Genomic DNA, 15831 nt, shown 5'->3' with positions numbered 1-15831 from the left:
GCGTGGCTTCCGGCCCTGCAAACTGAGTTCTGGAGAGATGACACATGGATTTAGAGCATACGGAAGAGGTTTCCATCGCAACGGAAACACCGCAGCCAGAACCTGTTCCGGCTCCTCCCCCGTCGCCTGTCCTCAAAGTCTCCCTGCAGGATGCCCTGAACGCCTCGTTTTGGGAAAATAGCGTGCCCGTTCTGCTGGAACTGGCTTTGCGGAACGAAACGGACCGTAGCTTTTCCCAGATTGACGTGACAGTCAGCAGTGAACCGCCGGTTATTCGCCCTCGTGTCTGGCATCTTCAACAGGTCGAGCCGGGGCAGTTTCGTACCCTGAAAGACCTTGATCTAAAGCTGGACGGGGCGTTTCTCAGCAGCCAGACCGAAGCCTCTCGCGCCTCTGTCACCTTTGTGGCGACGAATAAGGAAACCGGAGAGGAGCTGACCCGCCACACAGCCGATGTGCGTGTTCTGGCCCGCAATGAATGGGGTGGTCTGTCCGGTATTCCAGATATTCTGGCCGCATTCGTACTGCCGAATGACCCGGCTATTGCCCGTATCCTGCGCAGCGCGACAGATATCCTGAAAAAGGAAGGCCTCTCCCCCTCTCTGGAAGGATATCAGGGCACCAAGGAACGGGTCTGGCAGCAGGCACAGGCGATCTGGTGCGCCGTCTGCCAGCTTGATCTGGCCTATATCAACCCGCCCGCGTCCTTTATCGACCACGGGCAGCGCGTTCGGCTGCCCAGCCAGATTGGGGAAGAACGTCTGGCGACTTGTCTGGATACCACAGTGCTGTTCGCGGCCTGTCTGGAAGCTGTCGGTATTCGCCCGGTTATTGTGCTGACGCAAGGCCACGCTTTTACCGGCTTCTGGCTGGCAAAACTGGATGCCGGGGTTTCCGTCATGCAGGATCTGCCTGCCGTGCGGAACCGCCTGAAATTGCAGGATCTGGCGGTGTTTGAAACAACGCTGGTCACGGCAGGTCGCAAGCCAAGCTTCTCTGTCGCATGTGAAAAAGGAGAAGCCAACCTGCGCCACGCGGGCGAGGACGAGGACAATACCTTCCGCGAGATTATTGACATCCACCGCGCCAGATTGCGCCGCATCCATCCGCTGTCCTGCACTCTGCCCACAGCGCCGACGGAAGACCAGCCCGACGCAGAAGAGCCGGAAGCCGCCCTGCCCGTGTTTGAAGCGGCCCCCGCTCTGCGGGAAGACCCACTGGACGCGGAAGAAGACAAGCCCGCCACGCCAGCGGACCGGCTACAGCGCTGGTGTAACCGCCTGCTGGATATGTCGGGCCGCAATCGCCTGCTTAATCTGCCCCGCTCAGACAAGCAGCTGATTGTTATTGATTGCCCGAACGCGTCCGAGCTTGAAAATCATCTGGCCGCCATGCGGGCGGGCCGGCTGACAAAGCCTCTGCGGTTCTGCCCCCGGCCGGACATGATGGACGAGGACGACCCGCGTCAGGCCAGCCTGCATCATGAACGCTACCATGAAGATGCGGCCCGCGCTTACGCTGAGGAGGCTCTGGAGCGGAATGAACTGCTGGTCTCTCGTAAGGAAAACCAGCTTCAGGCAGCCCTGACAGAGCTTTACCGTCGTGCCCGTGCGGCCGAGCATGAGGGCGGGTCTAACGTGCTGTTCCTGACCATCGGCGCTCTGGCGTGGACGGCAGAAGGACGGGACAAGCCTTTCCTCGCCCCATTGATCCTGATTCCGGTTATTCTGGAACGGCCCAGCATCAAATCCGGCTTTGTTCTGCGTGCGCATCCGGATGAAAGCCGGATTAACGCAACATTGCTGGAAATGCTTCAGGCTGATTACGATCTGCGTTTCCCGGCTTTGGAAGGCCAAACGCTTCCGGAAGATGAGTCCGGTCTGGATGTTGAGCGTATTCTGGAACTCTTCCGTGTTGGCCTGCGCGCCGTGCCCGGCTGGGAAGTGCGGGATTACGTCACACTTACCACGCTCTCCTTCGCCAAGTTCCTGATGTGGAAAGACCTGCAGGAACGCAGTGACAAACTACGGACCAGCGAAGTCGCCACACGCCTGCTGGATGGCATTACCGCAGAAGATACCGAGGCAGCGCCCCTGTCCCGTTTTTTTGAAGTTGATGGCTCTCTTGACGAGGCACTCATCAAGGCGGACCTTATCTGCCCGATGGAAGCAGATTCCTCACAGCTTAAAGCAGTTGCCCGTGCGGCATCCGGGGAAAGCTTTGTGCTGATCGGGCCGCCGGGCACCGGGAAAAGCCAGACCATTGCCAATATTATTGCCAACACACTGGCGCAAAACCGCACCATTCTGTTTGTCGCGGAAAAACGGACGGCGCTGGAAGTGGTGCGCAACCGCCTGAAGCAGATCGGGCTGGCGGAATTCTGTCTGGACCTGTTCTCGCCCAAAGCCAGCAAACTCGCTGTGCTTGGCCAGTTGGAAGCGGCTCAGACCGTGCTGGAAAATTTCAGCCCGGATGAGTGGGCTCACAATCGCCAGCAACTTGACCAGATCCGTGCCGAACTGAACAACTACGTTGTTGTGCTGCATCAGAAATGGCGCAACGGCTGGACGGCCTATCGCGCCATTGGCGTGACGCTCCGCGCGGATGATGCGCAAACGCTCGTCATTCCCCTGTCATGGCCTGATTGTAATGCCCATACCGCGCAGGATTATCAGACGCTGGCCGATACGGCGGAAAATATCGCCAGCCTCTATGAGCGCATTGGCGATGTTGTGCAGTCGCCCAAACTGGCCGGGCTTGAGCATGTTGAATGGTCGCCTATCTGGGAAGGCCGTTTGCTGGATGCCGTCACCGCAGCACTTGCCAGCCTGAGCCGCCTGCGCACCACCGCAGAGGAGGCCGCGCACGCTCTGGGACTGGAGGCGTCAGACTTGTCTCTGCGCCGCCTCCGACAGATGAGCATTCTGTGCACCCGGCTCCTGAAACCGGAAGCCTGTGCATGGGCTTTTCCGGATACCTCTCAACAAACTCTGAATACTCTTCTGGCCGAAAAAACGCCCATTGCACGGCACGCCCAGCTCAAAGGCGAACTCCGTACAGACTGGAAGCCGGAAGTGCTCACCCTGCCGCTGGAAAGCATGGTGCAGGAATGGCAGGAGTCCAAGGAGAAGTGGATTTTTGCCCGGTCTAAAATTCAGAAGACCCTGCGCAAAAAGCTGGAAAACCATACAAGCACCCTGCCAGACGAGTGTGAGGATGATCTGGTCCGTCTGGCGGAAATACAGGCTCTGGAAAAGCGGCTAAAGGACGCGCCGCATCACGCTGTTGTTGGCCCGGTCTGGCAAGGTCTGGATACAGACTTCAGCACCATTGAGGCCATGCATGCATGGGGCGCGGAAACACGCTCGGCACTGGCCGCCTGCGCGGGCGATACGGCTGCCTTGCTCAGCGCCCGGACGCATCTGAACGCTCTTCTGCGCGATGGAATGGATCTGTTGCGCACTGGTGGGCCGGTCAATCATACCCTGAAGGCATTTCAGGACGCTCTGACCGAGTGCCTGACGAGCCTTGAAGCCCTCGGCACCCTGAGTGGGTCAGACGGACTGGCGCTGGTCGAAAGCAGCCAGAAAACTTGGCCGGACGCCATGACAGAAACCCTGCAGGCCTGGAAACAGTCAGCGCGGGATCTGCGCGACTGGTGTTCCTGGAAACATGCCTGTCAGGATGCGGTCCGGCTTGGCCTGACCCCGCTGATTGCCGCCATTGAGCATGGGCTGGTGGCATCACATGATGTCACACGGGTGTTTGAAGCCAATTACGCTCGCTGGTGGGTCCGCTTTGCGATTGATCAGTCGCCCCTGCTACGTGGCTTTGTGGCGGCAACGCACGAAAAGCAGATTGAACGGTTCCGCACACTGGACCGCAACTTGATGGAAATGTCTGTCAAACTAATCCGCTCACAACTGGCCGGGCAGATCCCGGATGCCAGAAGCCGCCAGACAGACCCGGAATATAAGGTTCTGACACGGGAACTGGCCAAGAAAATGCAGCACCTCCCCATCAGGCAGCTGGCAGAAAAAATGCCCACGGCCCTGCGCCGTCTGACACCCTGCCTGATGATGAGCCCGCTCTCCGTCGCGCAATATCTGCCTGCCGATGCCACCGCGTTTGATCTGGTGATTTTCGATGAGGCCTCGCAGATCCCCACATGGGATGCCATCGGGGCGATTGGCCGCGGCAAGCAGGTTATTGTGGTGGGTGACCCCAAACAGCTGCCACCCACAGATTTCTTCAACCGGACAGCCTCCGATACGGATGAGGTGATGGAAACCCAGACCTGTGATCTGGAATCCATTCTGGATGAATGTCTTGGCGCAGGTGTGCCGCCCGTTAATCTCTCGTGGCATTATCGCAGCCGGCATGAGAGCCTGATTGCGTTCTCTAATCAGGCCTATTATGGCGGCCAGCTCATTACTTTCCCGTCGCCCGTCACCAAAGATCAGGCGGTATCCTTTCGCTTTGTACCGGGCGGCGTCTATATGCGCGGCGCTGGCCGCACTAACCCGGTAGAAGCCCGCGCTGTTGTGGCGGAAGCCCTGCGCCTGTTGCAGGATGGCTCCGAGCGTTCTTTGGGCATTGTCACCTTCAATAGTGATCAGCAAACTCTGATTACGGATCTGATGGACAAGGCCCGGAGTGAAGACCCGGCTCTTGAACGGTTCTTCAGTGATGAAGCCGCGGAACCCGTGCTGATCCGCAATCTGGAAAATGTACAGGGTGAGGAGCGTGATATCATGCTGTTTTCCCTGACCTACGGGCCGGATCAGGCTGGCAAGATTACTCTGAATTTTGGTCCGCTGAACCGCGATGGGGGTGAGCGCCGCCTGAACGTCGCCATCACCCGTGCCCGTGAGCGTCTGATCGTGTTCGGCTCCCTACATGGGGATCAGATTGATATTGCCCGCACGCAGGCCGTCGGGGTGCATGATCTGCGCAAATTCCTCACTTTTGCCGAACATGGTGCCACTGCTCTGGCCGGATTGCATGAAGGCTCTGTGGGCGACTTTGATAGTGATTTTGAAAAGGAAGTCGCGGCCCTGCTCCGCCTGAAAGGCTGGCAGGTCGTGCCGCAGATTGGCGTTTCCGGCTTCCGGGTTGATCTGGGTGTTGTGGACCCGGATCGGCCGACCACTTTCCTTGCCGGCGTGGAATGTGATGGCGCAACCTATCATCGCAGCGCCACGGCGCGCGACCGTGACCGGCTGCGGCAGGCTGTTCTGGAAAATCTGGGCTGGACCATCCTCAGAATCTGGTCAACCGACTGGTGGACCAACGCACAGCGTGAATGTGACAGGCTGGACAAAGCCCTGCAGGCCTTGCTGACCCAAACACGGGAAAAGCGTACCGCGCAGGAGGAAGAGGAGCGCGCCCGTGCTGCCCTTCTCCCTGCGGCAACTGATCCTGCTGAGGCACAAGAGGCTGCCTTGTCACAGGATGATGCCGGGAACACGGAGAGAGCCTCAACTCACCCCGACAGTTCTGCAGGCGGTGGAACTCCATCAGACGAGCCGGGTCTTTACGCACGGGCACCGGAGCATGTGTCGTCGCAGACCGCCCCAGTGTTACCCATCATAGAACCTGAGGTCTCTGAACCTCTGCCAGATGCAGTCCCCGATCAGGCTCTGTTCTTCAAGGAAACCTACACACCAACACTGATCCGCCTCATCCAGCAGGAGGCAAACAGGCATGGTCCGGTGCGGGAGGATCTGCTCGTCCAGTCCGTCTCTCGTCAGCATGGCTTTGCGCGGGCTGGGCGAGAAATCCGCGAGCGTGTTCAGGGACTGATCCCCGCCTCTCTCCCGCGCACGCGGGAAGATGTGGGCACCTTCATCTGGCCGGAAAACCTCTCGCCGGATGCACCGCTACCTTTCAAAGCCCCCGCCCCGCAGGAAACGCTGGACCCGGCAACCGTGCCGCTTGCCATGCTCGTCAGTCTGGCAAAAACACTGTTGGTTACCGGGCTGCCCGATGAGGAGCTTATTGCCACTATGCGTAAAGCCTGTGGCATGGGGCGTATGGGAGCCGCCACGCGCGCCCGGTTTGAAGCAGCTTTAGCGCGCAGCCGTGGTGCGGAAGACGGTATCGCCTGACAAAGCCACCTCCATCAGCTTCGTTCAACCCGGCTGCGGAACGCTTGCCCCCTGCATACCGTTCAGACTGAAGAGTTCCTTCTTCTGCACAGGATGCCGGTATGTCCTCTCACGATCCGTTTCCGCTCCGCATTCTTCCCCTCCCTATTGAAGACTATGCCTTGCTGGGGGACTGCCATACTGCGGCACTGACCGGGCGGGATGGCACTATCGACTGGCTCTGTCTGCCGCGTTTTGACAGCCCAGCCTGTCTGGCGGCGTTGCTGGGAACGGCAGAACACGGGCACTGGGCTTTACACCCGGCAGAACCCGTTCTCAGCGTGCAGCGCCGTTATCGTGATGACACCCTGATTTTGGAAACCACATTTACCACCCAAAATGGTGAAGTGATGTTGACGGAGTGCATGCCGGTTGAGCAGGAGCACCGCACGCTCATCCGCCGCGTTATGGCTGTCCGTGGGCAGGTGCATATGCGTTGCAGCCTGCGTCTGCGGTTTGATTACGGGCAAACCATCCCCTGGGTTACCAAACTGCCTGATGGAAGCGGCCTTTGCGCCATCGCAGGGCCGGATCAGGTAATTTTACGATCCACAGTGCCGCTCCAGGGACGACATCTGACGACAGAAGCCTTTTTCAAGCTGAAAGAAGGTCAGACAGAAACCTTTGTCCTGCAACATGCCCTCTCGCACGAGCCTCTTCCTTCCGCATTGGATACGGAGGCAGCGTTGGCCTACACCGAGCAATGGTGGCGGAACTGGTGCGCACACTGCACTTATAAAGGGCCATGGCGAGAGGCCGTTCTCCGCTCTCTGATTGTCCTCAAGGCCCTCACCTACGCGCCAACCGGCGGGATTATTGCCGCCCCCACAACGTCTTTGCCAGAAGATCCCGGCGGTATCCGGAACTGGGACTATCGCTATTGCTGGTTGCGGGATGCAGCCCTGACCCTCTCCGCATTTATTTCCTGCGGGTATCACACGGAGGCTCAGGCCTGGCGCAACTGGCTCCATCGCAGCATTGCGGGAGAAGCCAGCCAGATTCAGATCATGTATGGCCTGTGCGGAGAGTGGAGTTTGCGGGAATGGACTGTTGAAAGCCTGCCCGGCTACCACAAGGCTTATCCTGTTCGTATTGGCAATGCAGCAGCGGATCAGGTGCAGCTGGATATTTACGGCATCATGGCGCATGTCGCCCAGCTTGGACGGGCTGCAAGGCTGCACAACCGCCACTCTGCCTGGGCTCTGCAAACAAAGGTCGTCAACTGGCTACAGCATATCTGGAGGCAGCCTGATCAGGGCATCTGGGAAGTGCGAGGAGGCCCGAGGCAGTTCGTGCATTCCAAAGTAATGGCCTGGTTCACGTTTCAGGTCTCTTTACAGGACATGGAACGCTACGGCCTCCCCGGCCCCAAGGAAAGCTGGACCCGGACCCGCGATGCGCTGCACGCCGATATTTGTAAAAATGGTTTTAACAAAAATCTTGGCAGCTTTGTGCAGTTTTACGGGGGCGATACTCTGGATGCCGCTTTACTACTCCTCCCCCGCGTGGGTTTTCTGCCGTATGATGACCCCCGTATTCAGAAAACCATTGCGATGATTGAAAAAAATCTTCTCAGGAATGGTTTTTTGCAAAGATACAAAACTTACAACAATGTTGATGGCCTGAATTCCACGGAAGGAGCCTTTCTGGCCTGCACCTTCTGGCTGGCCGATGCCTATGCGCTGACAGGCCGGCGAGAGGAGGCTGTGGCCTTATTTGAAAAACTGCTAAGCCTGCGAAACGATGTCGGCCTGCTGGCCGAGGAGTATGATCCGCAAAACAACACGCAACTTGGTAATTTTCCGCAAGGCTTTTCCCATCTGGCGCTTATTCATACAGCATTAACGCTTTCCGCTTAGCGTAATGGGGCCTCTGTCCTTTCAGGCGGTCTACTTTAACTGAAAATTAACACGGATTAGTGATAATAAACAGATCGTATCCTTCTCTCTTCAAATGTTGCCTATCCGGCACATGAATGCGATGATACGTTTACGTTAACCGATACGCAGATCCTGTTGCCTGTTTTTAAAACCATGCGGGACCCTCTGGCGTAGTCTTTTCCAGATGGTGCGAGGTCCGGCATGACACAAAGCTCACGTCGTTTTTTTCTGCGGGACAGAACACATCACGAACATACAGAGCTGGATCAGCTCATTGGCCCTCTGACATCTGAGACGGCGTATCGCCGCTATCTGAAAAGCCTTGCCGCGTTCCGGATCGGTGCAGAGCAAGCCATGAGCAGGGTCAGATGGCCAGAGAGCCTGTCTGGATGGGCCCCGGTATCCCTGAGTGTCATGATGCAGGCGGACCTGCAAGACCTGCAGGAACCCCATAGTCCTATACCTGCTTTTCCCCCTCCGGCGTCCATCCCAGCGCTGCTGGGGGTGCTGTATGTTCTGGAAGGCTCGTCCCTCGGCGCACGCTTTCTGGCCAGACAGGTTTCCGCTCTGGGTTACACGCAGGATTTTGGGGCACGGCATCTGGCAATCCAGACAGCGTCTCCCGATAACTGGCAGCATTTTCTTCGCCTTCTGGAGAGCGCTTCTGAGTGGGATGCAGACGTCGCTGCAGGTGCTGCCCACAGTCTTTTTCGCTATGCCATTGATGCCGTAAGGCACACAGATCGTCTTACGGAAACATCTCATGGTTGAATTCGGTCAGGCAGACCTTACCAGCTGCGATAAAGAACCGATCCATATCCCCGGCAGTATTCAGCCGCATGGCTGTTTACTGGCCTGTGAGGGTGATACATTCCGGGTGCGACGTGTTTCTGCCAATGCTGCCACCATGCTGGGGTTCGCCGGGCTGGCTCCGGGTGTCTTGCTCTCGGATTATCTGAGCGCCGCTACACTGCACGCCCTGCGCAATGGTCTGGCGCATAGCCTCTCCCTTGGGCGGCCGGCCTATATGTTTGGCGTGCATCTTGCCGGGGCGACTGCGTTCGATCTCTCCATTCATGTCTCTGGCGAAGATATTGTCATTGAGTGTGAGCCGGAAGGCGCGCCGGAAGATAACAGCCAGTCCGTCGCCGGTCTGCGGATGATGCTGGACCGCCTGCGGAACATGTCGGACATGGAAACCCTCTTCAGGGCCGTCGTGCGGCTGATGCGGGGGATGCTGCATTATGACCGCGTGATGATCTATCGCTTTGACCCCGACTGGTCCGGCAAGATCGTGGCGGAAGCGCGTTCTTCGGTTCTTGAGAGCTTTCTGGGCCAGCATTTCCCCAGCGCTGACATTCCAGCTCAGGCCAGAGATCTGTATCAGCGCGCCCTGATCCGCATGATCGGGGATGTCAGCTACACCCCGATCCCTGTGCAGGGAATGCCGGGGCTTGGGCCGCTGGATATGTCTCTCTCCCAGTTGCGCAGCGTCTCACCCATTCATTGTGAATATCTGACCAATATGGGCGTGGGCGCGTCCATGTCCATTTCCCTGATCGTGGATGGGAAGTTGTGGGGCATGATTGCCTGCCACAACTATTCTCCCAAAATCCTGACATTGGGCGAGCGTACAATCGTCAAGATTTTTGGTGAGTTTGTGGCGCTGCGGATTGTGGTGCTGCTTAGAACCAGCCGCCTGCAGGTGACTCAGCAGACCCATACCCTGATTGAAAATTTTTTGAGAGAGGCTGTCCCGATGTCGGACATGCCTTCTTACCTGCGCCAGCATATTGCGGATCTGGCCCCCCTCATCCCCTGCGATGGGATCGGGTTATGGATCAATGGTCAGTGGACCACACACGGAGCGGCTCCCTCCGCGCCGGATGTTGTGCTGGAGCTGGTTTCCATCGCGCATGAACGCGCCGGGCACCATATCTGGCATACGGATCATCTGACGGGCCTCACCCCGGATGCGGCAGCCTTCCTGCCTGATGTCGCTGGCGTGATGATTATCCCCATCTCAGCCCAACCAAAGGATTACGTCTTCCTCTTCCGGCGAGAAATTCTCCAAACCCTGAACTGGGGCGGTGACCCGAACAAAACCTATACAAGCGGCCCGCTCGGCCCCCGTCTTACCCCGCGCACCAGCTTTTCCATCTGGAAGGAAGAGGTGCAGGAAAAATGCCTTCCCTGGACGGATAATAATATGGAAGCCGCCGGACTGGTCCGCTCCGGCCTGATTGAGGTCATGGGGGCCTACCATCAGCAGCAATTAAAGGAACGCTCTCAGGCCGACACGCGCCAGCGTATGCTGAATGAAGAACTCAGTCACCGGGTGAAGAATATTCTCGCTGTAGTGCAATCCCTCATGGCGCGGCCCGTGCCAGAAGGCCGCACGATGCAGGAACATTTCGTTATTCTGCAAGGTCGCGTGAAGGCTCTGGCGACAGCGCATGATCAGGTGGTCCGCACCGATGGCGGCGGCCTGCTTTACCAGCTTCTGGAAGCCGAACTGGCCCCGTATCGGCTCCTGCCCGATACCATTACGCTTTCTGGCCCGCAGATCTGGCTGACAGGGCGCGCCTTGTCCGTCATGGCATTGATTGTGCATGAACTCGCAACCAATGCCGCCAAATATGGGGCGTTTTCCAACCGTGAAGGCCGTTTGCATGTCTCATGGTGGCAAGATCAGACAACGCAGGACTGGGTGATCACCTGGCAGGAAGTCGGTGGCCCACCCATCAACGAGCCTGAGAGCAAAGGCTTTGGTTCCATTTTGCTGGATCGGGCTGTTCCGCATGAGTTGCATGGCAAAACAATAAAAGAATTTCGAACGGAAGGGCTTTTCATCCGTTTTACTCTTCCCAGCCACCATGCTGAGGTGATCACACAGGAGAACAGCATCATGCAGGAACCCCTGAAAGCAGAAGTCATGCAGGCAGACCGCATGCGGCTGCAGGACAAGAGTATCCTGATTGTGGAAGATCAGCTGCTGATTGCGATGGATGTTGAGCAGGCTCTGGCGGACCACGGGCTTTCTGATGTGCGTACAGTGTCTTCTGTTTATGAAGCCCTGCAGGCCATACGGACCCACCACCCTGATCTTGCTCTGCTGGACTTTAATCTGGGCGATGAAACCTCGACCGATGTGGCCCGCACGCTGCGGGAGCGAGGCATCCCCTTCCTGTTTGCTACGGGCTATGCTGACCGCTCCATGATCCCCACAGAATTTCATGACGTACCGGTCGTGCGTAAGCCCTACTCACCCGCGACCCTCATCCGGGAAATGGAAAAACTCATCGGCTGAGAGGTTTTTTTTCAGGGACAGAGATCCCACGGCACGGGGATTGTTCCAATCCGCCGCGTCGTGACCTGATACACATCCCGCACCAACGTTTCCGCCAGTACGTCCTCCGGCAGGCCGTGAGCACGGATTGCCCCATCCTGCATCAGCACGAGCTGGTCGCAAAAGCGGGCTGCCAGCGCCAGATCATGCAGCACGACCACCACGGCCTTGCCGTCCTGATGCGCGGCTTTCTGAAAAAGTGACATCACCATCAGCGCATGCGCCGGGTCCAGTGCCGCAACAGGCTCATCAGCCAGCAGAACTGGCGCGTCCACACAGAGCATCCGGCAAAGTGACAACCGCGCCAGTTCACCGCCGGAAAGACGATGGGCGGGACGGTCTGCACTCTGCAACAACCCCGTTTGCTCAAGAGCTTCCGTCACTTTGGGATGATGAAACGCCACGGAACCGCTTTCTCCATGCGCCAGCCTGCCCAGGGCCGCGACATGGCGCACGCTCATGGGCGGTGGACGCACAACCTCTTGTGGCATGAACGCAATCTGGCGGGCACGCCAGTGTGCCGGGGCTGAGGCAAGGTTGTGGTCATCAAGTAGAAGACACCCCGTATCCGGAGCCTTTAACCCGGCGAGCAGACGCAACAGGCTGCTTTTCCCTGCTCCGTTCGGGCCAATCAGCCCTACCACAGCGCCGCTCTGCACAGACATGGTGACAGACCGCAGGATATGCCGGCCACCGAGGGAAAGAGAAACATCTGATGCGAGCAGGCAGGTCATACGCCATCCTTCCGCAGCTTCAACACCCGATGGAAGAAGACCGGAGAACCGACCAAAGCAGTCAGAACACCAAGCTGAAGTTCCGGCCCGGATGCCGTCATCCGGACAACATTATCAGCCACCAGCAACAAAGCAGCTCCGCCCCAGAATGACGGCCAGAGCAGGCGAGAGGGCTGATAGCCCGTCAAACCGCGCAAGACATGCGGTACCACCAGCCCCACAAACCCGATCGCGCCGGATACTGCCACACAGGACCCAACCGCCAGAGCCGTTCCCAGTACAACCCGCATCTGCACGCCCCGCCAGCCGGTGAGGACAAAACCCATACTGGTGGCGACCTCTTCCCCCAATGTCAGGGCATCCAGCGCCCGACCTGTTGTCAGCATCAGAGCACTTCCCAGAACGGCTCCGGGCAGGCAAATGGCGACATCCGTAAAGGTCCGGTCTGTCAGGGACCCCATCAGCCAGTGCATGATTTCAAAAGAGGCATAAGGGCTTGGGACCAGATTCAACGTCAGCGCTGTCAGGGCTGCCGTAAAGCCGCTTAAGGCTGCACCAGCCAGCAGGAGCACCAGCACACCTCCGTCCCCGACCAGCAGCATCAGCAGCGCGACTGCTGCAAAAGCACCAATCAACCCACCAAGCGGAAGGGCCACAAGCGAGATCTGCATCAACCCGGTATAAAAGACGCATACGGCCCCCAGTGCCGCGCCCCCTGATACGCCCAGAATACCCGGATCTGCCAGCGGGTTGCGCATGTAGCCCTGCAAGGTTGCGCCGGAAAGACCGAGCACACCGCCCACCAGAATACCCAGAAGCGTGCGCGGCAGGCGTAGCTGCTCAAGAATAATAGTTCCGGGCGTAGAATGGCCTGCCAGAACATCCTGCACAGCCTGCACGCCAGCAATGGAGCTTTCCCCGTGCCAGAGGGACACAACAAACAGCACACCTACGCAGGCGGCCAGATAAAAAGAGAGGCCTCGTCCCTGTTGACCTGTGATCATCGGAGAGCCTCCAGTGCGGCACGATTAACTTGAAGGCGACTGATAACGTCCAGTGTTTGCGGCAAGCCACATAGCCATAATCTGGCAGGAATATCGGCCTTATGCGCTTCGGGAAAAGCGTTCTGCAGAACCGGATTATCGAGCATGGCCTGAGCGATGGAGTAGCCTTGCCCGGAGCGATCAAGAATAAGCAGATCAGGCGGATGAGCGATCAGGGTTTCCAGAGGGAGCTTGCGCATATGACTCATCCCCTTCTGGCCCGTATAGTTCTGAAAACCGGCATGGCGCAGGACATCGTCCGGTAGACTTCCCGGCTGCGTTACAAAGCCATTGGCAGCATAGATGGCCCCGACGGGCCCCTTTGGGTCTGTCACGCTCAGTTCAGCCAGACGCGCGCGAAATGCCGCTACAAGCTGCCTGCCACGCTCAGGCTCGCCAATAGCGTTCGCAACCATCATGATCTGTAGGGGAATATCGTCCAGCTTATCCGCTGGTCTGAGCGCCACCACGGGCAACCCTAACGATCTGGCGACCTGCATGGCAACGCGTGCCGTATACGTGCCACCCAGCACAATATCCGGTTGATGCGCCACAACGGCTTCGGCTGAAACGCGCACAGTGGGCACTGCACGGGCCTGTTCGCACAGCACCGCGTTCTGGCAATCCCGCACCATAGGACTGAGCCCCACAATGTTTTCAGGGTTTGCCAGCATCAGTACCAGCTGATCGGTACACAGATTGAGCGAGGCTATCCGGTGCTTTGGCTCGGCCAGAGCCACATGCGCCCCAGAACACAGAACCAGCCCCAGCAGGAACCGTCGCCACATCAGCACGTCAGATGGCTAAAGGAACATTGGAAACAGAGGGGCATAGCGGCCTTCATCCCGTGACACATCACTCTTGTCACCAGACCATATCCCTACAAAGCCGCATAGACCGCACCAGATGGCGGCCCCTGCCCTGTAAACATACCCGCCAGATCCCCCGTCCGACAGTATCCAGTCACGCCTGCCTCAAAAACCCGCAAAAATGAGGTCTGTCAAGCAGGCGGCGGAAACGGCTCATGCAAGGCACGCCGTCGGACGCAACGAGGCAGCAGCGTTTGCAGCATGCTCAGGGTTGCGGTGTCAGAAAGCCCGGTTTCATTGGAAAACTGGGTCAGTTCCTCAGGCGTGAAGAATTGCTTGATTTCAGCTTCCGTCGCAGGCGGCGCGTTATCCTGTGCCTGCCAGTCACGAATGACGTCAATCATCCCGGCAGCACTGGCGCGCTGCTCCAGTTTGCTGGGCGCATCGGGCTGGGGGACCGGGCCAAGCAGATCATTCAGGACAGAAAGCATGCCGGAGACATCCTTGCTGGCCAGAGTCATGAAATCCCCAACCTGGGTGACGGCAGATGTGAGTTGTTCTGTAATTTTCATAGGAACCACCTTGCCTAGGGCCCAGAGAACGTCCGCTGTGACTGTCTTCCCGCCTTATCGGATCATCCTGCTCAACCGGATAAGCTCTCTTCGTGGAAAGGGAGCTATCCATCCAACGCCGGCCAGGCTGGACACGTTGCGGCCTCGTCCGCATCCTCACTGAAATGTGTTGGCAACCGTTTAAAGTCAGGCAGCCAGACGGCTTACAGCCCTAGCGTCCTGCACCATAGGGAAATGACATGATCTCGGCTGAATAGAGCCATCCGGTCTTTCCCCTCTCTGGAAAAAGCCAGACGTTTTTCCGGGTTTGCCATCAGGTTTAAAAGCCCTTCAGCCAGCCCCGCCACATCATTCTGCGGCACCAGAATTCCTGTCTGATCGGGGATAATAATTTCAGCAGGCCCGGTTTCACAATCAAACGCCACAATCGGTACACCAAAAGCAACTGCCTCTAGCAGCACCATGGGCAGCCCCTCAAACCGCGAGGACGACACCATGAGGCCTGCCTGAGCAAATAGCGCGGCAACATCCTTTTGCGCCGGCCCAACACTGGCACGTTCAAGGGTGGCAGCCTGTTCTGTCAGCCGGGTCTTTTGAGGTCCCTCACCCACAATCGTCAGCTTCCAGCCCGCAGAGCGAGGATCCTCTTCAACCAGCTTCCAGGCCTGCAGGAGCCGGTCGAACCCTTTTTGCGGGCTTAACCGCCCCAATGCCAGCACCGTGCGGGCCGCGATATCATAGGGCTTTTCAGAAACGGAGGGAGCCATATTGGGAATACAGTGCACCTGCGCTTTGGGGCGTGCCTTTTGTTGCCAGATGCTCTGGTCCCGATGAGTCAGCGTGACAATATCATTCGCCCATTTTGCAGCGATAAGACGCCCCCAGCGTCTCTTCTTTTTCCCCAGATCGACGTTGTAATTGAAATGTTCCCACACAATACACCGCACGCCGGCCAGTCTGGCCGCCGCAACCGCGTAGAGTGCATGCGTTGCTTCCACAACAACCAGTGCTTCCAGCTTTTTACGTTTGATAAGATGATAGAGGCGCATGATCAGCTTAGGCGCGAACCACAAAAGCGAGACATGCTGTGCTGATAAAACAGCCCGCTTGATGCGCTCATCCACAGGATAGGCAGGCGGCCCTTCTGAGAGAACTTCTATCAGCGTGATGTCCGCATAGTCAGCCAGACCATTCATCACAGCGCAGCACGTACGCTCTGTACCGCCCATCAGGCCTATTGTGTGGATAACAAACCCGACGCGCATCTCTGCTCCTCTTTAACCAATGCACCAAAG

Annotated in this window: 9 protein-coding genes; 4 read left to right on the top strand and 5 right to left on the bottom strand. The window is 57.9% G+C overall.

Features of this window, described 5'->3' with window-relative positions; translation table 11 throughout:
- Positions 1 to 44 precede the first annotated feature (44 nt).
- The 4 genes from AD928_RS09300 (at position 45) to AD928_RS09285 (ending at position 11339) form a co-directional block, all read left to right on the top strand.
- Positions 45 to 6110 carry a DUF3320 domain-containing protein gene (locus tag AD928_RS09300; protein ID WP_062250029.1) on the top strand — a complete coding sequence of 2022 codons (6066 nt, stop codon included), beginning with the start codon at positions 45 to 47 and terminating at the stop codon, positions 6108 to 6110.
- Between the two features lie 101 nt (positions 6111 to 6211).
- Positions 6212 to 8008: a glycoside hydrolase family 15 protein gene (locus AD928_RS09295; protein WP_062250027.1), complete on the top strand. Its 1797-nt coding sequence runs from the start codon at positions 6212 to 6214 to the stop codon at positions 8006 to 8008.
- Positions 8009 to 8230: 222 nt separating this feature from the next.
- The gene (locus tag AD928_RS09290) at positions 8231 to 8800 is read left to right on the top strand and encodes a biliverdin-producing heme oxygenase (RefSeq protein ID WP_062250025.1); all 570 of its coding nucleotides are present in this window, start codon (positions 8231 to 8233) and stop codon (positions 8798 to 8800) included.
- Complete coding sequence (locus tag AD928_RS09285) at positions 8793 to 11339, top strand: HWE histidine kinase domain-containing protein (protein WP_082779842.1); 2547 nt, start codon at positions 8793 to 8795, stop codon at positions 11337 to 11339. Before AD928_RS09290 ends, AD928_RS09285 begins: the two co-directional genes overlap by 8 nt.
- Before the next feature lie 11 nt (positions 11340 to 11350).
- Here the strand turns inward: AD928_RS09285 and AD928_RS09280 are convergent, their stop codons facing one another.
- The 5 genes from AD928_RS09280 to AD928_RS09260 all read right to left on the bottom strand — a co-directional run bounded on the left by AD928_RS09280 (position 11351) and on the right by AD928_RS09260 (position 15801).
- Entirely contained in the window at positions 11351 to 12112 is a 762-nt protein-coding gene (locus tag AD928_RS09280; RefSeq protein ID WP_062250024.1) for an ABC transporter ATP-binding protein, read from the bottom strand.
- Positions 12109 to 13116, bottom strand: coding sequence for a FecCD family ABC transporter permease (locus AD928_RS09275; protein WP_062250022.1), 1008 nt, complete (start codon positions 13114 to 13116; stop codon positions 12109 to 12111). Before AD928_RS09275 ends, AD928_RS09280 begins: the two co-directional genes overlap by 4 nt.
- Positions 13113 to 13943, bottom strand: a complete 831-nt coding sequence (locus tag AD928_RS09270; protein ID WP_062250020.1) for an ABC transporter substrate-binding protein — start codon at positions 13941 to 13943, stop codon at positions 13113 to 13115. The genes AD928_RS09275 and AD928_RS09270 overlap by 4 nt, the downstream gene beginning before the upstream one ends.
- A 212-nt stretch (positions 13944 to 14155) precedes the next feature.
- On the bottom strand, positions 14156 to 14536 hold the full coding sequence (locus tag AD928_RS09265) for an alpha/beta hydrolase family protein (protein WP_062250018.1): 381 nt from the start codon (positions 14534 to 14536) through the stop codon (positions 14156 to 14158).
- Positions 14537 to 14739: 203 nt separating this feature from the next.
- The gene (locus AD928_RS09260) at positions 14740 to 15801 is read right to left on the bottom strand and encodes a glycosyltransferase family 4 protein (RefSeq protein ID WP_062250016.1); all 1062 of its coding nucleotides are present in this window, start codon (positions 15799 to 15801) and stop codon (positions 14740 to 14742) included.
- Between the last annotated feature and the right edge of the window lie 30 nt (positions 15802 to 15831).

This window comes from Acetobacter cerevisiae, from assembly GCF_001580535.1.
Taxonomy (GTDB): domain Bacteria; phylum Pseudomonadota; class Alphaproteobacteria; order Acetobacterales; family Acetobacteraceae; genus Acetobacter; species Acetobacter cerevisiae.
The sequence above is the reverse complement of the archived record's forward strand: the minus strand, read 5'-3'. Positions and strand labels throughout refer to the sequence as shown.